The sequence below is a fragment of the Rhodoplanes sp. P11 genome (genome assembly GCF_964266735.1).
Classification (GTDB): Bacteria; Pseudomonadota; Alphaproteobacteria; order Rhizobiales; family Xanthobacteraceae; genus Rhodoplanes; species Rhodoplanes serenus.
In genome coordinates, this window is record NZ_CAXWGY010000016.1 from 258,782 (window position 1) to 279,859 (window position 21,078).

Genomic DNA, 21,078 nt, shown 5'->3' on the forward strand with positions numbered 1-21,078 from the left:
GAACTCCACGGCACGCGGCGGCTGTGGGCCGCCGGAGCCGGCGCGAACCGGGCGATCGCCGTCCCTCGCTCGGACGCGAGGAGGCCGGCGGTCGCGAAAGCCGTCTACAGATCCATCTCGGTCAGCGGCACGACGGTGACGCCGGCCTGTTCGAGGGCGGTACGCGCCGAGCGGGCGACCGCCACCGCGGTCGGCTCGTCGCCGTGCACGCACAGCGTGTCGACCTCCACCTTGATGGTCTTGCCGTTGATGGTGGTCACCTCGCCGTCCAGCACCATCCGCAGGGTGTGCCGGCGCGCCGCCTCGGGGTCCTTGAGCACGGTGCCCGAGAGGGCGCGGGACGCGAGATTGCCGTCGTCCAGATAGGCGCGGTCGACGAACCCCTCGCGGGCGACCCGCAGCCCGAGCGTCTCGGCCGCCCACTGCATCTTGGAGCCGTACAGCACCACATAGATGAGGCTCGGGTCGACCGTCTTGATGGCGCGGCCGATGGCCAGCGCATACTCCTCGTCCTCGGCCGCCATGTTGTTGAGGGCGCCATGCGCCTTGAGGTGGGTCACCGGGATGCCGGCGTAGCGGGCCATGGCCTGGAGGGCGCCGATCTGGTACGCGACCATATACTCGAGATCGCTCGCCTTCATCTGGATGCGGCGGCGACCGAAACCCCAGAGGTCGTTGAAGCCCGGATGGACCCCGACGCTCACCCCTTCCTGCTTGGCCAGCAGGCACAGCCGGTGCATCGAGTTCGCATCGCCGGCATGGAACCCGCAGGCGACATTGGCGGACTTGATGATGGTCATCAGCTCGGCATCGTTGCCGATCGAATAGGCACCCCAGCTCTCGGCGATGTCGGCGTTGAGGTTGATCCGCCTCGTCATGGTGGCTCGCTTCGCCTCCTCGTCCCCCGCCCGCGGGCCGCGTCGCCGAGGCGCAGGGGTGGACGACTGGTCCTATTTATAGGAAAACCATACAACAACCGCGCCCGTGCGCAACCACCCTCCTGTGCCGATCTTTCGGGCAGGGCCAGACGAGCGTCGATGCGGCCGTGAGCGAGATGTCCAGCGCCCCGCAGCCCTCGTCGCCGCCGCGCCTCCTGGCCGCCGGCGACACCGCCCTCGTGGTCGAGTTCGGCGATGCGGTGGACCGCCGGCTGAATGCCCGGGTGCTGGCGCTGACCCACCGGCTGGAGGCGGCGCCGATCACCGGCATCACCGAGCTGGTGCCGACCTTCCGGTCGCTGATGGTGCATTTCGATCCGCTGGTGATCGCCCCCGCCGATCTCGCGGCGCAGCTCGGCGGCCTCGCCGAGGATCTGCCCGCGGTCGAGCAGCCGGGCCGGCTGTGGCGGCTGCCGGTCTGCTACGATCCCGCCGTGGCGCCCGATCTCGCCGAGGTCGCCGCCGCCTGCGGGCTCACCCCCGACGAGGTCGCGGCCCGCCACAGCGGCGAGACCTATCATGTCTACATGCTGGGCTACCTGCCCGGTCAGCCCTATCTCGGCGACGTGCCGGAGGTGCTGCGCCTGCCGCGCCGGAAGGACCCGCGCGTGCGCGTGCCGGCCGGCTCGGTCGCCATCGCCACCGCCATGACGGTGGTCTACGGAGTCGAGTGTCCGGGTGGCTGGCATCTGATCGGCCGCACGCCGGCGCGCCTGTGGGATCTGCGGCGCCAGCCGCCGGCGCTGCTCGCCGCCGGCGACCGGGTGCGGATCGAGCCGATCGATCGCGACACCCTGGCGGCGCTGGAGGCCCGCGCCGCCGCCGGCACCTATGCGCCGGAACCCGAAGCGGAGCCCGAGTCGGCCGGCACGGCCGGCAACGACGCCGCGGAGGCTGCACCATGACGGGCGAGCCGCCGATGCTGCGGGTGCTCGCACCGGGCGCCATGACGACCTTGCAGGACGTCGGCCGCCGCGGCAGCCAGCGGCTCGGCATCCCGGTGTCGGGCGCGCTCGATCCGCTGGCGCTCGCCGCCGCCAATGTGCTGGTCGGCAACGCGCCCGATACGGCGGCGCTGGAGATCGCCTATCTGGGCCCCACCCTGCGGGTGGAGGCGACGAGCGTGCGGGTCGCGGTGGCCGGCGGCAGCGCCATCATCGAGGTGATCGACGCCGAGGATGGCGCCCCGCCCCGCCGGGTGCCGCCGCTCACCAGCATGCGGCTCGTCCGCGGCCAGACGCTGCGCATCGGCGGGCTGTCGGGCAGCGTCGTCGGCTATCTGGCGGTCGCCGGCGGCTTCGCGGTCGAGCCGTTCCTCGGCAGCCGGTCGACGCTGGTGCGCGGCGGCCTCGGCGGCTTCGCCGGCCGAGCGCTCCGCGCCGGCGACGGGCTGCCGCTCGCCGCCGCCGCGGCGCCCGCCCGCGACGAGATGACGCTGCCCGACCTCGTCTTCGCCGCACCCGAGCGGGTGCGCGTCGTGCTCGGGCCGCAGGAGGACCATTTCACGGGGGAGGGCGTCGCCACCTTCCTGGCCTCGGCCTACACGGTATCGCCGTCGACCGATCGCATGGGCATGCGGCTCGACGGCCCGACGATCACGCACCGCGACGGCTTCAACATCGTGTCGGACGGCATCGCGCCCGGCGCCGTGCAGGTGCCGGGCAACGGCGTGCCGATCGTGCTGCTCGCCGATCGCCAGACCACCGGCGGCTACCCGAAGATCGCCACCGTGATCTCGGCCGACCTGCCCGGCCTCGGCCGGCTGGCCCCCGGCGCGACGCTGCGCTTCCAGGCGGTCGACATCGACACCGCCGTCGCGGCCCGGCGCGCTTTCGTGGCCGAGATCGATGGGCTCGCGGCCCGCCTGGTGCCGGCCCGTGGTGCCGGGACCGCGGTCGCGGCGCGGCTCTACGAAAGCAATCTGGTCGGCGGCTTCGTCGACATGCACGGCGACGTCGCCTGACGAAGGACCGACCGCATGGCTCGCGCGCCCGTCTCCGGCTCCAACTCGGCCCGCCCCCGCAAGGCGCCCGGCCGACCGCGGCGCCGCGCGCCCGACGCCGACAGCCGGGTGCCGCGCTACCTTCAGGTCGCCTCGGTGCTGCGCCGGCGGCTGCGCGACGGCGTGTGGGCGGTCGGCGACCGCATCGCTACCCTGGAGGAGCTGGAGCGCGAGTTCGACGTGGCCCGCGTCACCGTGCGTCAGGCGATCGACCTGTTGCAGACAGAAGGACTGCTGCGCTCGCACCAGGGCCGCGGCACCTTCGTCACCAAGTCGGTGGAGAGCAGCCGATGGCTGAAGCTCGCCACCGACTGGGAGAGTCTCGTGTCGATGATCCGCGAGAACGTGCCGCACCGGCTCGCGGCCGGTCCCGACGGCGGCGGCCCGCGCATCGCCGAGCATGAAGGACGCCCGGCCACCTCCTATCGGTTCCTGCGCAGCCTCCAGAAGCGCGGCACCGAGCCGTTCGGTTACGCCCGCGTCCATCTCTCCCGCGATGTCTGGTCCAAGGCGCCGCGGCAGTTCGCGGCACGCGCCGCCCTGGTGGTGCTCGCCGAGATGCCGGATCTGCGCATCGCCCGCGCCCATCAGACGCTCACCATCGGGGCCGCCGACGTCGAGACGGCACGCCTCCTCGGCATCGCCCTCAATGCGCCCACGGCCGAGGCCCGCTGCGTCGTCACCGATGCGGATGGCGTGGTGATCTATGTGGGCGAGATCACCTATCGGGGCGACTGCGTCAGTCTCGACATCGAGCTGCGCGGACCGGCGGCGGTATCAAGAGACGGGCACAGCGGTACGTCGCTGCGCCCGCGCGACCGGGTTGCCGGCCCCGAGCGGCGCGGCTAGCGCGAAATCCGATCCGACCGGATCGGATTTCACTCTCGTCGCCCTTGCAGGATCGCATTTTCGACGGCGAACGGATTCCACTTCGCCGGAAAATGCTCTAGGATCACTTGTTCTATTCTTAGAACAAGTCGTGACGGCCATCTCCAACGGAGCCCCGTATCCGCATGCAGGACCGCCGTGACCGCCGCCGGTGACGCCCCCGCCACCGAGACCATCCCGAGCCACACCGCCGCCGACGAGCACTCCGCCGGCATCGGGGCGCGGCTGCCGCGCAAGGAGGACGACCGCTACATGCGCGGTCGCGGCCGCTATGTCGGCGACATCCGCCTGCCCGGCATGCTGGAGGTGGCGTTTCTCAGGAGCCCGCTGGCCCATGCGCGCATCGGCGCGGTGCGGGTGCCGGAGCATCTGCGCGACCGCGTGCTGCTCGCCGCCGACCTCGCCGACGTGAAGCCGATCCGCGCCGACACCACGCTGCCCGGCTTCAAGTCGTCGGTGCAGCCGGTGCTCGCCGCCGAGAAGGTGCGCCATGTCGGCGAGCCGATCGCCCTGTGCGTGGCGCCGACCCGCGCCGAAGCGGAGGACATCGCGGCCGAGATCGAGGTCGAGTTCGACGAGCTGCCGGCGGTCGTCGACATGCTGGCCGGCCGCGACCCCGGTGCGCCGCTGCTGCACGAGCCGTGGGGCGACAACCTGTTCCTCGTCTCGGTCACCGATGTCGACTCGGCCGGCATGGCCGAGAAGGCCGCCTACACGGTCACCCGCGAGCTGCGCACGGCCCGCCAGGTGATGAGCCCGCTCGAAGGCCGCGGCGTCGTCGCCGAATGGGACAGCCGAGTCGGCCAGCTCGTGCTCCACACCTCGACCCAGCAGCCTCACATCGTGCGCTCCGGCCTCGCCGAATGCCTCGGCATCGACGAGGGCGCGATCCGGGTGATCGCCCCCGATGTCGGCGGCGGCTTCGGTTACAAGGGCGTGCTGCTCGCCGAGGAGGTCGCGCTCGCCGTGGCGACGCGCCACTTCGGCCGGCCGCTGCGCTGGCTGGAGGATCGCCGCGAGAACCTGACGGCGGGCGCCGATTGCCGCGAGCACCACTATCGCGTCACCGCCTATGCGGACGCCGACGGCCGCCTGCTCGGCATCGACGCCGAGGCGAGCGTCGACTGTGGCGCCTACTCGGCCTACCCGTTCTCGGCCTGCCTGGAGGGCGGTCAGATCGGCAGCATCCTGCCCGGCCTCTACGATTTCCGGCACTACCGCTGCCGCGTCCACTCGGTCGCCACCAACAAGCCGCCGATCCTGCCGTATCGCGGCGTCGCCCGCACCGGCGCCTGCTTCGCCCTGGAGGTGACGCTCGACGCGCTCGCCCGACAGATCGGCATCGAGCCGACCGAGCTTCGTATGAGAAGCCTGGTGCGACCCGAGCAGATGCCGTTCGACAACGTCGCCAAGCGGCACTTCGATTCCGGCGACTATCCGGAGGCGCTGCGCCGCGCCGTCGCGGCGATCGACCTCGCCGGCATCCGCACCCGCCAGGCCCGCGGCGAGCCCGACGGCCGTCGCCTCGGCGTCGGCATCTCCATGTATGCCGAGCAGGCCGGCCACGGAACCAGCGTCTACGCCGCCTGGGGCATTCCGTTCGTGCCCGGGCACGAGCAGTGCCAGGCGCGCTTCACGCCCGACGGCGGGCTCGAGCTGCGCATCGGCGCCCACAGCCACGGCCAGGGCCTGGAGACGACGCTGTCGCAGGTCGCCCATTCAATTCTCGGTGTGCCGCACGACCGCATCAAGGTGACCCATGGCGACACCGCGATGACGCCCTACTCGACCGGCACCTGGGGCTCGCGCTGCATGATCATGTCGGGCGGCGCCGTCGCCGAAGCCTGCGAGGCGCTCGCCGGTCGGCTGAAGCACATCGGCGCCGCGCTGTTACAGACCGACGTCGCGGCGGTGCGGCTGGAGAACGGCGAGGTGATCGGCCCGTCCGGCCGCATCGGCGTCGCCGAGATCGCCCGCACCTGGTATCGCAGGCCGCAGGACCTGCCGCGCGACGTCGATCCCGGCGGCCTCGAGGTGACGGCCGGCTACAAGCCGGCACGCGACACCGGCACCTTCAGCTATGCGGCGCACGCCGCCGTGGTGGCGGTCGACACCGAGACCGGCGAGACCGAGATCCTCGATTACGTGATCGTCGAGGACGGCGGCGTGCTGGTGAATCCGATGATCGTCGACGGCCAGATCATCGGCGGCACCGCGCAGGGAATCGGCACCGCCTTCTACGAGGAGATGACTTACGACCAGCGTGGCCAGCCGCTCGCCTCGACGCTGTCGGACTATCTGCTGCCCGGGCCGACCGAGATGCCGCCGCTGCGCATCCTCCACATGGAGACGCCGTCGCCCTACACGCGCTTCGGCCAGAAAGGCATCGGCGAGGGCGGCGCCATCGCGCCGCCGGCAGCCCTCACCAATGCCGTCAACGACGCGCTGCGCGATCTCGGTGTCGAGCTCGCGGTGTCGCCCATCACGCCGCGCCGCATCGTCGAGGCGATCGCCGCCGCACGTCCCCGGGAGGCTGCGGAATGAAGGCCGCCGCGTTCGACTATGCCCGGCCCGACACGATCGCGGCCGCCTGTGCGCTGCTCGCCGCGGACCCGGACGCCAAGGTGATGGCCGGCGGCCAGTCGCTCGGCCCGATGCTGAATCTCAGGCTCGCCCAGCCGTCGCGCCTGGTCGACATCACCCGCATCCGCGATCTCGCCCGCATCGAGGAGAGCGACGACGCCGTGGTGCTCGGCGCCGTCGTCACCCACGCGGCGATCGAGGATGGGCGCATCGCCGATCCGAGCCGCGGCTTCCTGCCCCGCGTGGCCCGTGGCATCGCCTACCGGGCGGTGCGCACCCGCGGCACCGTCGGTGGCAGCCTCGCCCATGCGGACCCGGCGGCCGACTGGCTGTCGACCCTGACGGCGCTCGGCGCCGAGATCCTGATCAGCGGCCCGCACGGCGCCCGTCGCCACCTGCCGGTGGGCGATTTCGTGCGCGGCGCCATGAGCACCGCGCTGGAGCCGGGCGAGATCGTCGACGGCGTCCGCATCCCGCGACTATCGGCGGCGGCGCGCTGCGGCTTCCACAAGATCTGTCGCAAGACCGGCGAGTTCGCCGAGGGCATGGGGGTCGCGGTGCATGATCCGGAGCGCGGCGTCTGCCGCATCGTGGCCGGGGCCGGCGGCGGCCGACCGGCGGTGATCGAGGCGAGCCGGGGCGCCGGCAGCCGCCTGCTCGCCCGGCTGGTCGACGCCGAAGCGGTGCGCGAGGCGCTGATCGAGGCCGGCGTCGCCGGCGACGAGTACCGGATGCGCGTCCACGTCGCCGCCGTGCGGCGCGCCGTCGCCGAGGTCGTGTCGCCATGACTCGCCTGTCGCTCGAGGTCAACGGCCGCCCCGTCACCGCCGACGTGACGCCCCGCACCCATCTGGCGGACTTTCTGCGCGAGCAGCTCCTTCTCACCGGCACCCATATCGGCTGCGAGCACGGCGTCTGCGGCGCCTGCACGGTGGAGATCGACGGCGAGATCGCCCGCTCCTGCATCACCTTCGCGGTCGCCTGCGAGGGCGCCCGGGTGCGCACCATCGAGGGCTTCGACGACGATCCGCTGATGGCGCGGATGCGGCGGGCCTTCACCACCGAGCACGCCCTCCAGTGCGGCTATTGCACGCCCGGCATGATGATCGCGGCCCGCGACCTCGTCCGCCGCAAGGCCGCGACGCCCGATCTCGACATTCGCACCGAGATGAGCGGCAACCTGTGCCGCTGCACCGGCTATGCCGGCATCGTCGCGGCGATCGAGAGCGTCGTGGCGGAGCGTCCCGCCGTGCCGGCCACGGCAGCCGACCCGGCCCGCTGGCGCGGCCCCGCCCCGGGGCCGGACGCGACCGCAACCGTTGCGGCGACCGCGCCGAGCCCGACGGCGCCGGCCGCTCCCCGCTCCGCGCCCGCCCAGGCCACGGCACCCGCGCCGGCCCGGCCGATCGCGGTCGAGGTCGGCCCCGTCACCGTGGTGGACGGCGAGACGCGGTTCACCGAGAGCTTCGTGCTGGAGCACCCGCCCGAGGCGGTGTGGGCGCTGATGTCGGACCCCCAGCGGGTCGCCGCCTGCATGCCGGGCCTCACGCTCGATCCGCCCGACCCGGACGGGCGCCTCGCGGGCCGCATGGAGGTGCGCCTCGGCCCGATCACGGCGGGCTTCTCGGGCGAAGGCACGGCGACACGGGACGATTCGGCCCGCCGGATGGTGATCGAGGGCCGCGGCCGCGACCGCAAGAGCGGCTCCCAGGCGGCCGGCCGGGTCGAGTACGTGCTGTCCGACACCGCCGGGCCGAACGCCACGCCCGCCACCCGGGTCGACTGCGTCATCGGCTTCACCCTTCAGGGGCCGCTCGCCCAGTTCGGGCGCTCCGACCTGGTGCGCGATCTCGTCGCCCGCATCGGCGAGGCGTTCGCCCGCACGGTCGACCTGCGATTGCGGGCGCCGGGCGATGCCACGGTAGCGCCGGTGCCGCTCGGCGGCGGCTCGCTGCTGGTCGGGGTGCTGGTCGGCCGCCTGCGCCGGCTGCTCGCCCGCCTGTTCGGCCGCGGCGGCGCCTGATATAGCCCGGCGGCATCGCCGGGATGGCTCGCCGGCGCGGCCGGACCGGCGTAGCCTGCGGTCGACCACGACCGCCGACAGAAAGGCCGCCATGCCCGCGACCGACCGCCGCCCGACGTTCCCCTCCGCCCGCCGATCGACCGCGCCATCCGCTCTGGCGACCGTGCTGCTCGCCGCCCTGCTGGCGGCCCCGCCCCAAGGAGCGGCCCGCGCCCAGGACGTGCCGGGCATCGAGGCGTGCGACAAGGAAGCCAAGCTGGAGCGGCGCACCGGCTGCCTCCAGAGCAACATCGCCTATCTCCAGGGACTGATCGCCCGCAACAACGCCGCGACCCAGCAGCGACTCGCCGCCGCGGCGGCCGAGATCGCCGCCCTCAAGGCGACGGTGGCCACCTTGCAGGCCAGCGTGGATCGGCTCCAGGCCGCCGCCGGGGCCGCCAAGCCCACCGACGGCAAGCCTGGCGACCCCAAGCCGGCCGACGCCAAGCCGGCCGACGCCAAGCCGGCGGATAGCAAGCCGGCAGCCCGCTGAGGGCAGGCGCCCTCCCGGGCCGGGACGCCCCCACCCGGGAACCGCCGTAAGGGTTTGGTCGGACGCGGGCCAGCCATGCACGGAGGGGCGCCGCGTGCTATCAATTCGCCTCGGCCGCGAATCCTGCGGCCCGTTCCGGCCCGCTTCGATCTCCCGACAAGAAGGGCAAGGAGGACATCCCAGATGCGCTTTATGACGATCGCCGCGGCTCTGCTGGCCGTGACCGCCCCGGCGGTGGCCCAGGACTATCCGACACGACCGATCACCATGATCGTGCCCTTCGCGGCCGGTGGCCCGACCGACACCATCGCGCGGATCACCGCTGCGACCATGTCGAAGTCGCTCGGCCAGCAGGTCATCATCGAGAACGCGGTCGGCGCCGGCGGCACCATCGGCTCGGCCCGCGTGGCCCGCGCCGACCCCGACGGCTACACGCTGCTGATCCACCATGTCGGCCTGTCGACGGCGGCGACGCTCTATCGCAAGCTGCCCTACGACACCAAGACGGCCTTCGTGCCGCTCGGCCTCGTCACCGAGTCGCCGCAGACCATCATCGCGCGCCCCGACTTCAGCGCGAACACGCTGAAGGAGCTGATCGAGTACATCAAGGCGAATGGCGCCAAGGTGACTTACGCGCATGCCGGGCTGGGCGCCGCCTCGCATCTGTGCGGCATGCTGATCCAGACCGCGCTCCAGACCCAGGTGACCACCGTGCCCTACAAGGGCAACGGCCCGATCATGAACGACCTGCTCGGCAAGCAGGTGGACATGACCTGTGACCAGGCCACCAACACCACCGGCCCGATCACCTCGAAGCAGGTGAAGGCCTATGCGGTGACCACCAAGACGCGCATGTCCACCTTCCCGGACCTGCCGACCGCCGACGAGGCTGGACTGCCGGGCTTCGAGATCAGCGTCTGGCACGGCGTCTACGCCCCCAAGGGCACGCCGCCTGCGGTGGTGAAGAAGCTCTCCGACGCCATCGTGGCCGCCATGAAGGACCCGGAGCTCGCCCGGCGCTTCCGCGACATCACCACCGAGCCGGTGGCCGCCGAGCGGGCGACCCCGGAGGTGCATCAGAAGATGCTGATCAACGAGATCGACCGCTGGGCCCCGATCATCAAGGCGGCCGGCCAGTTCGCCGACTAATACCGATGGCCGCTGATGCTGACTCGTCGTGCCCGGTCTCGTGCCGGGCACGACGGAGGATGCAGTCCGAGAGCGCTGCCGTTGGTCGGAGGTCGCGTGTCCCGGGCGGAGGCGCGATGCGCCGGAGACCCGGGACCCAGGGGCGGCGATCACGGAGCTTGCGGCTCTGGGCCCCGGCTCGCGGCACTGCGCGCCGCGTCCGGGGCACGAGGCCCTCACGACAGCTCTCTCATATATAACTCTGACAGCATGATGCAGTGCGACACGACACGGCCGGGCCTCGCCCGGCCGTTGTTTTTTGCAGAGCGGCATTGCGCCGCCACCGCGATCACCGCCGCGACGGCACGCTGTACGCGAAATCATCGATGACGGTGCCACCCGGCGGGCCTAGAAGCAAAAGCAGCGGCCCCGCATCCCCATACGCGATGCACGACGCGACCGCGGCCGGGGCCGCAGGAGCGATCGATGCAGATCACGGGCATGCTCTATGGTTCCAAGCTCCTCCAGTTCGCCGGCTTTCCAACCTCCGAGGTGCTCGGGCCGGCGGCCAGCGAAGCCGAGATCAGGAGCCTGATCGACCGCCATGGCGGCATCATCATAAAGCCGGTATTCAAGGGTGGGGTCGGCAAGAAAGGCAAGGCCGGCCTCATCGGCATCGCCCGCGACCTGAAGACCGCTCTCAAGGAGAAAGAGCGCCTCTACTTCTCCGAGATTCAGTCCGGCGGCCACACCTTCAAGGCCAACGGCGTCACCTTCGAGAGCCTGGTGCCGGCCGAGCACGAGGTCTACTTCTCGATCACCGACGCGACCCGCTTCCGCGCCCCGACCATGACGCTCACCCACAAGGGCGGCGTCGACATCGAGGAGCTCGACAAGAGCCAGGTCGCCCAGATCCCGTTCGACTCGCTGACCGGCCTCAAGGCGTTCGTGGTCGCCAATGCGCTGTCCGAGCTGCACGCGCCGAGCACCATCATCTCGCCGCTGGTGCAGACCCTGCCGAAGATGTGGGAGCTCTACCACAACTACGGCATGACCACGCTGGAGCTGAACCCGATCCGCATGCGGCCCGAGCGCGACGGCCGCCTCACCCCGATCGCCTGCGACTTCAAATGCGGCTTCGACCGCGACGACAGCCGGTGGCTCCGCCTCGGCCTGCCGGCCGAGCTGTTCGCCGTCGACTACTCGGACTTCGAGCAGGAGATCAACCAGCTCCGCACCTATCAGGGCCAGAGCGACGTCTACGTCATCAACCCGCACGGCACCATCCTGGCGCCGACCTTCGGGGGCGGCGCCAATTCGCTGGTGTCGGAGATCCTCGGCGACCTCGCCATCATCTCCTCGGACTTCGGCGGCAACCCGCCCTACGCCAAGATGCGCGAGGTGGCGCAGATCTGCTTCAAGCACTGGCTCGCCCAGTCCAACGTGCTGTTCATCATCGGCGGCAAGGCCAACAACACCGATATCTTCGAGACCCTGCGGGCGATCTCCGACGCGCTGCGCGAGTACTTCTCCAAGAACGGGCCGACGCCGCTCTACGTGGTGGCCGCCCGCGGCGGCCCGAATCTCGTCCGTGGCCTCGGGGCGCTGCGCGACACCGTCGAGGCGCTCGGCCTGCCCTACCGCATCTTCGGCTTCGATTCCGATATCAGCGAGGTGATCGGCTACGCCAAGCAAGCCGACGCCTGGATGCGTGCCGGCGGCCGCGCGGCCGTCGCCGAAAGTCTCAAGATCGCCTCCCCCACCGCGGCCTGACGCCGATGCGCCCGACCCCAGCTCCGGACACGACCATGCACAAGGACGGCATCGGCCCCTTCAAGTACTTCGTCGGCATCAGCTCGCTCGACCAGGTGGCATCGCGCCACGACCGGGTCTGCGTGCTCAACGTGCTCGGCGGCGAATCCAAGGACGTGACTCCCGTGGGCCACGTCTACTCCGGCGGCAACGTGGTGTTCGGCACCTCGCCGGGCCGCAGCGGCCAGTCGCTCAAGACCTCGCTCGGCGACATCCCGGTCTACAACGACGTCCGCGAGGGCATGGAGGCCGGCCACCGCTTCAACTGCGGCGTCATCTACCTGCCGCCATCGGGCGCCCGCGACGGCGTCGCCGAGCTGATCCGGGTCAATCCGGAGCTGCGCAAGATCTTCATGGTCACCGAGAAGGTGTCGGTCCACGACGCGCGCGAGATCCGCGCCATGGGCCAGCAGAACGGCATCGACATCTTCGGCGGCAACAGCCTCGGCGTCGCCGACGCCTGGAACGAGGTGCGGATCGGCGGCGCGCTCGGCGGCGACGCCCCGCGTGAGGCGCTGCGCCGCGGCTCGATCGCCATCTACTCGAACTCCGGCAACTTCACCACCACCATGGCGACCTATCTGCGCATGGCGGGCTGGGGCACCACGACGCTGATCTCGTCCGGCAAGGACGTCTACATCCATTTCGCGGCGCCCGAGTTCGCCTATGCGCTCGCCAACGACATGCGCAGCAAGGCGGCAGTGCTCTATGTCGAGCCGGGCGGCCATTACGAGCTGGAGGCCACCTTCACCAAGCCGGTGGTGGCCTGCGTGGTCGGCCGCTGGAAGTCGAAGCTCACAAGGCCGGTCGGCCATGCCGGCGCGATGTCGGGCGGCGACGACGACGCCGCCGCCAAGGAACGCTGGTTCATGGAGAAGTTCGAGGTCGACGGCGTGTTCACGCCGGAGCGGCCGGTCTTCTCGCGCAAGGGCGCGGTGGTCACCAACATCGCCCACATCACCCATGCGCTCACCGCGGTGATGCAGGCGAATGCCTGCCTGCCGGACTTCGAGCCGGAGGGCAATCTGAGCCTCAAGCCGTGGTTCGGCTCCAACATGGGGCTGGTGCTGCCGGCCGAGCTGGACCTGCCGGTGGTCGAGGCGATGCCGCCCTACGGGGCCGAGATCGCCCGCCTCAACCGGCAGATCGGCACCGTGTTTCCGCGCCAGTCCATGAAGGATGCCTCCGGCGCCTCGCAGATGGACCCGTCGACCCAGGTGACCACGCTGCACGGCGTCTCGGTGCTCGATGCGGCCCAGCATCCGCTGGAGGCCAATGTGGCGCTGGCGCTCCTGCGCCAGGTCGGCGGGCCGAACGACCGCGCGCTGATCAACGTCATGGTGGGGGCGAGCCTCGGCCTCTTCGGCACCCCGATGCTGGCCGCCGCCGAGGCGGCACGCGCCGCCGGCAACGCGCCGAACGCGGTGCTCGCGGCCGCCGCCGCGATCACCGGGCCACGCGCCTTCGAGGGCACGCGCCGGCTGGTGCGGCTGCTGCTGGAGGCGTTCTCCAATGCCCGCTTGGCCAGCGTGCTGGACGACGGCTTCGATGTCGCCACCGTCGCCATGGACGAGGCCAGCCGCGCCCTGTTCGTGACCGACGCCGAGGACCCCATCGCCGAGGCGCTGATCACCGGCGTCGCGGCGCGCGGCGCCAAGGCGCCGTTCGTGCGCTGGCTGCGGACGCTGCCGGGCCATCCGACCGCCGACGCGGTGCGCGCCGCCATCGCCGCCTCGCTCGCCTGGGGACCGCTGCTGCGCAAGCGCATCTCGCCGCTCACCGCCGAGACGCTGCCGTGGTGGCTGCACCTGTTCGGCGTGCTGATCGGCGCCTCGGTGGAGGCCGACCGCCACGCGCCCGGCGCCTTCTGCGGCTATGACGAGGAGACACTGCTGCGCACCGCCTCGCTCGGCGAGGTCGCCTGCACGGCGCTGATCGGCCGGGCCGCCGATCCGGACGCGCAGTTCGCCTTCCAGACGCTGATCGGGCTCCTGCTCTCCAACGGGCCCGGCACCATCTCGGCCCAGGGCGCCAAGGGCGCCGTCTCCTCCGACGGCCCCGAGGCGCCGGATCGCGTGCAGCTCAACAAGGCGATGCTCGGCTTCCTGAGCCACTGCGGCTACGCCCACGGCGGCAACGGCTTCGAGGGCATCGCGTTCCTGATCGAGCAGTTCGCGCCCATCGACCTCGACGATCCGGGCCGCCGCGACCACGGCCTCGATCTCGCGGCGCTCGCCAAGGCGTTCGCCCGCACCTACAAGACCTACAAGACCGAGAAGAAGCAGGTCGGCAGCCTGGCGTTCCAGAAGATCCCGGGCGTCAACCACCCGGTGTTCAAGGACAAGCCGGTCAACAAGGACCCGCGCGAGGTGTTCGTGCGCGAGCTCTACGAGCGGCGCGGCGAGTACAACATCTTCCACGAGTTCTATCACGCCGTCGTGCAGGCGCTGTTCGAGGCCGGCATCTCGCGCAACGTCTATTGCGTCAATGTTGACGCGCTGATCGCCGCCGTGCTGCTCAAGCTGATGTGGCGGCCGTTCCGGGCCGGCGCGTTCGGCCGCGACCGGCTGGAGACCGCCGCCTTCACGGTGTTTCTCTACGCTCGCATGCTCGGCTGCGCCGCCGAGGCCGACGACCACCTCAACCGCGGCCGCGACATGGACACCCGCACGCCGGCCTCCAAATGCGCGTTCGTGTCCTGAGAGCGGGTCGGTGTCGTAGCACGAAACGACGAGGGCACGCCGGTCCGACCGGCCGGCATGCCCCTCGTTGGCCCGGCCGCCGTTCCGCAGTGCCGCAGCGCTTCCCCGGCGCATGCTGCAACGCGATGTAAATGCGGAAGAATTTCCGAGGCGCCGGGCACGACACCTGGTCCTGCCGGTCACAAGTCGGATCGTATCTTCGAACGCTTCTGAAAAGACGCAGCTTTTCGGCCCTGCTGCGGGGCCTCGGCGGGACAGTCCTGCGTCCTGCGACGACGAGGCCCGTGCCGGGCGATCTTGTCGTCGCATTGTGAAGCAGGCAGGCTTTCCGTCGTCGTTCAGCCGGTTTCCTGCTCTGCTCGACGTCGCGTGATGTCGAGCGGTTCCGTTCCGCCCGCGGTTTGCGGCGCGGCGGGACCGCGCCTCTCGACACGACGCGGCAGTGCGACCGGCCCACCGCCGAGGCTTGCAGCATGAAACCGTTCGGATACGTGGCGGCGAAGGATTCGGAGCACGCGGTGGCGTTGCTCGCCGAGTACGGCAAGGGCGCCAAGGTGCTCGCCGGCGGCACCGATCTCCTCGCCGACCTGAAGTTCTCGCCCCATCCGCCGCCCGACGTGGTGGTCGACATCTCGCGCGCCGCCGACCTCAAGGGCATCGCGCTCACCGACGCGGGGCTGCGCCTCGGCGCCATGGTGACCCACAGCGAGATCGTGCACTCGCCGCTGATCGCCGAGGCGGCGCCGGCGCTGGCCGAGGCCGCGGTGGTGATCGGCGCCGTGCAGACGCGAAATCTCGGCACCATCGGCGGCAACCTGATCACCTGCGTGCCGTCGATGGACTCCGGGCCGACCCTCTTGGCCCTCGATGCCCGGGTGACGGTTCTGGGGCCGCGCGGCCGCCGCGAGATGCCGCTGTCGGAGCTGTTCGTCGGGCCGCGCCGCACCTCGCTCGCCTTCGACGAGATCCTGATCGAGATCGTCGTGCCGAAGCAGAACCTGCACAAGCCGGCCGCCTTCCAGAAGTTCGGGCTGCGCAAGGGCCAGGCGCTGGCGCTGGTCAACGCGGCGGCGAGCTTCTGGGCGCCGGACGGCGTGTTCACGGAGCCGCGCATCGCGCTCGGCGCCGTCGCACCGACGGTGATCCGTGCCCCCAAGGCCGAGGCGTACCTGACGGGTCGTCCGGTGAGCGAGGAGGCGATGGCCGAGGCCGGCCGCATCGCCGCGACCGAGGCCAAGCCCATCACCGACTTCCGGGCCAGCGCCGAGTACCGCCGCGATCTCGTCGCGGTGCTGGTGAAGCGGGCGCTGGCGGGCGCCTTCGGGCGCGTGACGCCGAACCAGAAGGATCTCGCATCGTGATCGTGACCCTGACCGTCAACGGCGAGCTGCGCTCCGCCTCGGTGCCGCCCGAGACCACCCTGCTGGTCATGCTGCGCGAGCACCTTCATCTCACCGGCGCCAAGACGGGCTGCGACGTCGGCGACTGCGGCGCCTGCACGGTCATCGTCGACGGCCTCGCGGTGAATGCCTGCCTGATGCTGGCCGCCCAGGCGGACGGCCGCACGGTGACCACCATCGAGGGACTGGCGACCCGCGAAGGGCTGCATCCGCTCCAGAAGGTGTTCGAGGAGACCGGCGCGCTGCAATGCGGCTTCTGCGGCCCCGGCGTGATCATGACCTCCAAGGCGCTTCTCGACCACACTCCCGAGCCGACCCCCCAGGAGATCCGCACCGCGCTGACCGGCAATCTGTGCCGCTGCACCGGCTACGTGAAGATGATCGAAGGGGTGCAGGAAGCCGCCGCGATGATGCGATCGCCGCAATCCCCCGCGCTGGCGGGGCAATCCCCCGCGCTGGCAGCGCCCGAGCAGAAGTGAGGAGCAGCATGGCCCAGGATCTGATGGATCGCGAGCTTGACGTCCTCGACAAGGAGCGGGTCGCGCCGGTCGAGACCCTGCGGCGCAACGACGAGGCGTTGCGGCTGCCGGCCGTGGCGCCACCGACCGCGCTGCCGCTGGAGCCTCCGCTGGTGCCCCAGGTGGGCGAGCAGACCCGCGCCGTGGGCCTGCGCGCCCAGCGCCCGGACAGCCGCAATCACGGCCTCGGGCTGACCCGCTACATCGACGACATCGCCCTGCCCGGCATGCTGTTCGCCAAGATCAAGCGCGCCGGCATCGCGTCGGCGCGGATCAAGCGCATCGACACCAGCCGGGCCGAGGCGATGCCGGGCGTGTGCGCCGTGCTGGTCGGCAGCGAGATCCCGGTCAACTCGTTCGGCCCCAGCCTGCAAGACCAGCCGCTGCTGGCCCACCCGATCGTCCGCCACGCCGGCGACGGGGTGGCGGCGGTGGCGGCCGTCACCGAGCAGATCGCCCAGGCGGCGATCGACGCCATCACGGTGGAGTACGAGCCGCTGCCCGGCGTCTACGACGCCCTGGAGGCGCTCAAGCCGGACGCCCACAAGGTCCATGGCGGCGACACCAATGTGTACGCCTCGAAGGTGATCAAGCGCGGTGACGTCGAGGCGGGCTTCGCCCAGGCGTATCGCATCTACGAGGGGCGCTATTACACGCCGGGCATCGAGCACGCCCCGATGGAGCCGTTCACCTCCATCGCCGACTGGGACGCCAACGGCCGCCTCACCATCCACGCCTCGATCGGCCGCATCACCTTGGCGCGCTGTGATCTCGCCCGCACGCTGGCGATCCCGATCAGCCGCATTCGGGTGATCGGCACCGTGGTGGGCGGCAATTTCGGCGGCAAGAACGAGATCCGCCACGAGCCGGTGCTGGCGCTGCTCGCCAAGAAGGCGGGCCGTCCGGTGAAGGGACGCTTCAACCGCGTCGAGGAGTTCGTGGCGAGCACCATCCGCCATGCCTTCCACATGGACTACAAGACCGGCGTGACCAAGGACGGGCGGCTGATCGCCCGCCAGGTCCGCATGGTGCTCGACGGCGGCGCCTACTGCTCGTTCAGTGAGACGACGCTCGGCAAGGCGTGCATCCTCTCCACCGGCCCCTACGAGATCCCGAACTCGCTCGCCGAGGGCTACGTGGTCTACACCAACAAGACGACGGCCGGCTCGATGCGCGGCTTCGGCGCCCCGCAGGTATGCTTCGCCTACGAGTCGCAGATGGACGAGATCGCCCGCGATCTCGGCATCGATCCGGTGGAGATCCGGCTGCGCAACATGTTCCGCGAGGGCTCGATGAGCTCCACCGGCCAGGTGCTGCACAGCGTGAAGGTGAAAGAGTCGCTCGAGAACGCCGTCAAGAAGTTCGGCTGGGAGGTGCAGTCATGAAGCGGCGCGGACGCGGCCTCGCGAGCATGTGGTATCCGGTCGGGTTCACGGTGGCGGCGAACCCGAGCGGCGCGGTCGTCAAGGTCAACGAGGACGGCACCGCCGTGGTGCTCACCGGCACGGTGGAGACCGGCCAGGGTGCCCTCGGCGTGCTGTCTCAGATCGCCGCCGAGGCGCTCGGCATCGCACCCAACGACATCCACATCGTGTCGGGCGACACCGACACCTGCCCGATGGACACCGGCGCCATCGCCAGCCGCACCACCTATATCACCGGCAACGCCATCGCGGCCGCCGCCGCGATGGCACGCGACACGCTGTTCGAGGTGGCGGCCGGCATGCTCGGCGTCAAAACCAGCCAGCTCGAAGCCAAGGATCACAAGATCCAGGTGAAGGGTTTTCCGGCCCGCAACGTGCCGATCGCCGACGTGGCGCTACGCGCCCACATCGTCAACGGGACGCCGCCGATCGGCAGCGCCACCTGGAACCCGCCGACCGTGCCGCTCGATCCCGAGACCGGCCAGGGCAAGCCGTTCGGCACCTATGTGTACGCCACCCAGATCGCCGAGGTCGACGTCGACGACGAGACCGGCGAGGTGGAGGTGCTGCGGGTGACGGCGTCGCACGATTGCGGCACCGCCATCAACCCGATGCTGGTCGAGGGCCAGATCGAGGGCGGCGTGTTCATGGGGCTAGGCTTCGCGGTCCAGGAGGAGATCCTGTTCGACAAGCAAGGCAAGCAGATCAACTGCAACCTCACCAACTACATCATGCCGACCACGCTCGACATGCCGGCGGTCGATTGCGACATCGTCGACAGCTACGACGAGACCGGCCCGTTCGGCGCCAAGGCGGTGGGCGAGCCGAGCCTGGTGCCGACCGCGGCGGCGATCTGCAACGCCATCTACGACGCCGTCGGCGTCCGCATCATGTCGCTGCCGGCGACCGCCGAGAAGGTGCTGGCCGGCATCAAGGCCAAGCGGGCCGCCGAGCAGAAGCAGATCCCGGCCTGATCTCTCAGCACTCCGGCGGCCGCGCCAAGACGGCCGCCTCGACCCCCTAACGGCGCCGTTCGCGGCGCCGTTTTTCTTTGTCTCGGCACGCGAGAGCCGTCGACCAGGGCACGACGAGTCCGCATCGGCGGTCATCGGCATCAGAGCATCTAGATGCAGAACGGCCGGGCACGAGGCCCGGCCGTCGAGCAGATCCGATAGTGTCGCCGATCAGCGCTTGAGCATCGCGCTGCCGTACAGGCCCGTCGGCTTGATCAGCAGGATCAGCAGCATGATGGCGAACGGCGCCATCTGGGCGAGCGGCGCGTAGACCAGCGAGCCGATCGACACCACCTGCCCGACCAGGAAGGCCGAGATGAAGGTGCCCTTGATGCTGCCGAGACCGCCGATGATCACCACCATGAAGGCGAAGGCGAGGATCTCCAGCCCCATGTCGGGGAACACCATGATCAGCGGCGCATGCAGGCCGCCGGCGAGGCCCGACAGCGCACCGGCCAGGATGAAGGTCAGCGTGAACAGCCGCGACACGTTGATGCCGAGACCCTCGGTGTGGCCCACATCCTCGATGCCGGCGCGGATCGCCTTGCCGATGATCGTCTTGTTGAGAAACGCCCAGATCCCGGCATAGACCAAAACTGCGATCAGGACGACGACGATCCGATACACCGGGACCTCGGTGCCGAGGATGTTCCACTGCGCCTCGATCGGCACCGGAACCGGCCGCGGCACCAGGCCCCACACGGCCTTGATGATGCCGATGCCGCCGATGAGGAGGCCGAACGAGATGATCATGCTGAAGGTGATCTCGCGCGAATAGGTGCGCTGGAACACCAGCCGCTCGATGACGAAGCCGACCAGGGCCGACACCAGCACGCCGACCAGGATGCCCAGCCAGACGTTGCCGATCGCCATGCTCACCGTATAGGTGAGGTAGGCGCCGACCGCGTAGTAGAGAAGCTGGTCCATGCTGATGACGCGCATCAGGCCGAAGCAGAGCGACAGGCCGAGCGTCATGAGGAAGAAGACGCTCCCCATGCTGAGACCGAAGATGACGCCCGACAGGAGCAGGTGAGGATCGATCATCGCGCTTTCACTCCCGCATCGGCCACGGCCGGCTTCTCGGCCTCGCGCTGGCGAAGCACCCAGCGCCTGAGCAACGGCTCGAGCGAGCCCCAAATGCCGCGTTCGCCGGCCAGCATGACGAAGATCAGAAGGACGCCGACCACCAGCTCCCAGTGGCCGATATACTTGCTGATCAGATCCTTCATGCCGACGAAGGCGACCGATCCGACCAGCGGTCCATACAGCGTGCCGACGCCGCCCAGGATGGTGACCACGACCGGATCGGCGACACGCGCCGGGCTCGACATCTCGGGGCTCACCAGCCCCTGGTGGATCGCATAGAGCGTGCCGGCGAACGCCGTCGTCGTGTTGGCGACGATGAACGCCATCAGGCGAACGCCGAAGTTGGAGTAGCCGAGGAATCGCAGCTTGTCCTCGTTGACCTTGGCGGCGAGACAGCAGGCCCCGAACACCGAGTCGTCGAGATACTTGTACAAGGCCCACACCCCGAAGGCCGACACGAACGCCAGCACGTAGAACCCTTCGGGCCGCGTGATGTCGATGATCGGGGTCGAGTCCATCTTGGTGAGCAGCTCGAGCCCGTTGTCGCCGAACGTGTAGGTCGCCAGCATCTTCTGCATCATGAAGAAGATGATGACGGCGAGCGCCAGGTTGACGAGGGCGAAGTAGTCGCTGCGCAAGCGCACGAACAGCGGCCCGACGATCGCCGCCACCACAATGCCGGCGATCACGCCGACCAGGATGCCGACGAACGGATTGGTGCCGAAATAATAGAGATAGAAGGCCGTGCCGTAGGCGCCGACCGCCAGATAGGCCGGCTGGCCGAAGGAGATGAATCCGACCCGACCGAGCAGGAAGTTGCAGCCGATCACGTAGATCGCGAAGATCACGATCTCGTTGTTGAACGGCAACGGCAGGGTGATTCGGAGTAGAAGCAGCAGGGCGAAGGCTACCAACAGCCCCGACCACCATCTCAGGACGTTCATCGCGCAATCCCTCTCTCGATCGGGTCGACGGCGGCGACCGCCACCGCGCGCCCGATCGCTCGGAGCGGCGGCCCATGTCCGCCCC

At 70.3% G+C, this 21,078-nt stretch carries 17 protein-coding genes; 14 read left to right on the plus strand and 3 right to left on the minus strand.

Features of this window, described 5'->3' with window-relative positions:
- Nucleotides 1–104: 104 nt before the first annotated feature.
- Entirely contained in the window at nt 105–878 is a 774-nt protein-coding gene (locus tag ACFQUV_RS12965; RefSeq protein ID WP_111385112.1) for a LamB/YcsF family protein, read from the minus strand.
- 176 nt (nt 879–1,054) lie between these two features.
- On the opposite strand from ACFQUV_RS12965, the gene pxpB reads away from it, so the two are divergent.
- From pxpB to ACFQUV_RS13035, 14 genes are all read left to right on the plus strand, one after another.
- On the plus strand, nt 1,055–1,843 hold the full coding sequence (gene pxpB, locus ACFQUV_RS12970) for a 5-oxoprolinase subunit PxpB (RefSeq protein WP_129611516.1): 789 nt from the start codon (nt 1,055–1,057) through the stop codon (nt 1,841–1,843).
- Nucleotides 1,840–2,901, plus strand: a complete 1,062-nt coding sequence (locus ACFQUV_RS12975) for a biotin-dependent carboxyltransferase family protein (RefSeq protein WP_129611489.1) — start codon at nt 1,840–1,842, stop codon at nt 2,899–2,901. The genes pxpB and ACFQUV_RS12975 overlap by 4 nt, the downstream gene beginning before the upstream one ends.
- A gap of 15 nt (nt 2,902–2,916) precedes the next feature.
- Nucleotides 2,917–3,789 carry a GntR family transcriptional regulator gene (locus ACFQUV_RS12980; protein WP_129611490.1) on the plus strand — a complete coding sequence of 291 codons (873 nt, stop codon included), beginning with the start codon at nt 2,917–2,919 and terminating at the stop codon, nt 3,787–3,789.
- Nucleotides 3,790–4,080: 291 nt separating this feature from the next.
- Nucleotides 4,081–6,372, plus strand: coding sequence for a xanthine dehydrogenase family protein molybdopterin-binding subunit (locus ACFQUV_RS12985; protein WP_129611517.1), 2,292 nt, complete (start codon nt 4,081–4,083; stop codon nt 6,370–6,372).
- Nucleotides 6,369–7,199: a xanthine dehydrogenase family protein subunit M gene (locus tag ACFQUV_RS12990; RefSeq protein WP_129611491.1), complete on the plus strand. Its 831-nt coding sequence runs from the start codon at nt 6,369–6,371 to the stop codon at nt 7,197–7,199. The genes ACFQUV_RS12985 and ACFQUV_RS12990 overlap by 4 nt, the downstream gene beginning before the upstream one ends.
- Entirely contained in the window at nt 7,196–8,434 is a 1,239-nt protein-coding gene (locus tag ACFQUV_RS12995) for a 2Fe-2S iron-sulfur cluster-binding protein (protein WP_129611492.1), read from the plus strand. Before ACFQUV_RS12990 ends, ACFQUV_RS12995 begins: the two co-directional genes overlap by 4 nt.
- A 91-nt stretch (nt 8,435–8,525) precedes the next feature.
- On the plus strand, nt 8,526–8,966 hold the full coding sequence (locus ACFQUV_RS13000) for a hypothetical protein (RefSeq protein WP_244601760.1): 441 nt from the start codon (nt 8,526–8,528) through the stop codon (nt 8,964–8,966).
- A gap of 183 nt (nt 8,967–9,149) precedes the next feature.
- Nucleotides 9,150–10,115 carry a tripartite tricarboxylate transporter substrate-binding protein gene (locus ACFQUV_RS13005; RefSeq protein ID WP_129611493.1) on the plus strand — a complete coding sequence of 322 codons (966 nt, stop codon included), beginning with the start codon at nt 9,150–9,152 and terminating at the stop codon, nt 10,113–10,115.
- A 465-nt stretch (nt 10,116–10,580) separates the two neighbouring features.
- The gene (locus ACFQUV_RS13010; RefSeq protein ID WP_129611494.1) at nt 10,581–11,867 is read left to right on the plus strand and encodes an ATP citrate lyase citrate-binding domain-containing protein; all 1,287 of its coding nucleotides are present in this window, start codon (nt 10,581–10,583) and stop codon (nt 11,865–11,867) included.
- Between the two features lie 35 nt (nt 11,868–11,902).
- Entirely contained in the window at nt 11,903–14,608 is a 2,706-nt protein-coding gene (locus tag ACFQUV_RS13015) for a CoA-binding protein (RefSeq protein WP_129611495.1), read from the plus strand.
- A gap of 473 nt (nt 14,609–15,081) precedes the next feature.
- A complete protein-coding gene (locus ACFQUV_RS13020) occupies nt 15,082–15,969 on the plus strand; it encodes a xanthine dehydrogenase family protein subunit M (protein ID WP_129611496.1) in 888 nt (295 codons plus the stop codon).
- Nucleotides 15,966–16,487 (plus strand): (2Fe-2S)-binding protein, encoded by a 522-nt coding sequence (locus tag ACFQUV_RS13025; protein WP_244601761.1) that lies wholly within the window; start codon nt 15,966–15,968, stop codon nt 16,485–16,487. The genes ACFQUV_RS13020 and ACFQUV_RS13025 overlap by 4 nt, the downstream gene beginning before the upstream one ends.
- Before the next feature lie 8 nt (nt 16,488–16,495).
- Nucleotides 16,496–17,911: a xanthine dehydrogenase family protein molybdopterin-binding subunit gene (locus ACFQUV_RS13030; RefSeq protein WP_129611497.1), complete on the plus strand. Its 1,416-nt coding sequence runs from the start codon at nt 16,496–16,498 to the stop codon at nt 17,909–17,911.
- Nucleotides 17,908–18,924, plus strand: a complete 1,017-nt coding sequence (locus ACFQUV_RS13035; RefSeq protein ID WP_207211614.1) for a xanthine dehydrogenase family protein molybdopterin-binding subunit — start codon at nt 17,908–17,910, stop codon at nt 18,922–18,924. The genes ACFQUV_RS13030 and ACFQUV_RS13035 overlap by 4 nt, the downstream gene beginning before the upstream one ends.
- 210 nt (nt 18,925–19,134) lie before the next feature.
- Here ACFQUV_RS13035 and ACFQUV_RS13040 read toward each other — a convergent pair whose 3' ends face one another.
- Nucleotides 19,135–20,007 carry a branched-chain amino acid ABC transporter permease gene (locus ACFQUV_RS13040; protein WP_111383758.1) on the minus strand — a complete coding sequence of 291 codons (873 nt, stop codon included), beginning with the start codon at nt 20,005–20,007 and terminating at the stop codon, nt 19,135–19,137.
- Nucleotides 20,004–20,993, minus strand: coding sequence for a branched-chain amino acid ABC transporter permease (locus tag ACFQUV_RS13045; protein ID WP_111383759.1), 990 nt, complete (start codon nt 20,991–20,993; stop codon nt 20,004–20,006). The genes ACFQUV_RS13040 and ACFQUV_RS13045 overlap by 4 nt, the downstream gene beginning before the upstream one ends.
- Between the last annotated feature and the right edge of the window lie 85 nt (nt 20,994–21,078).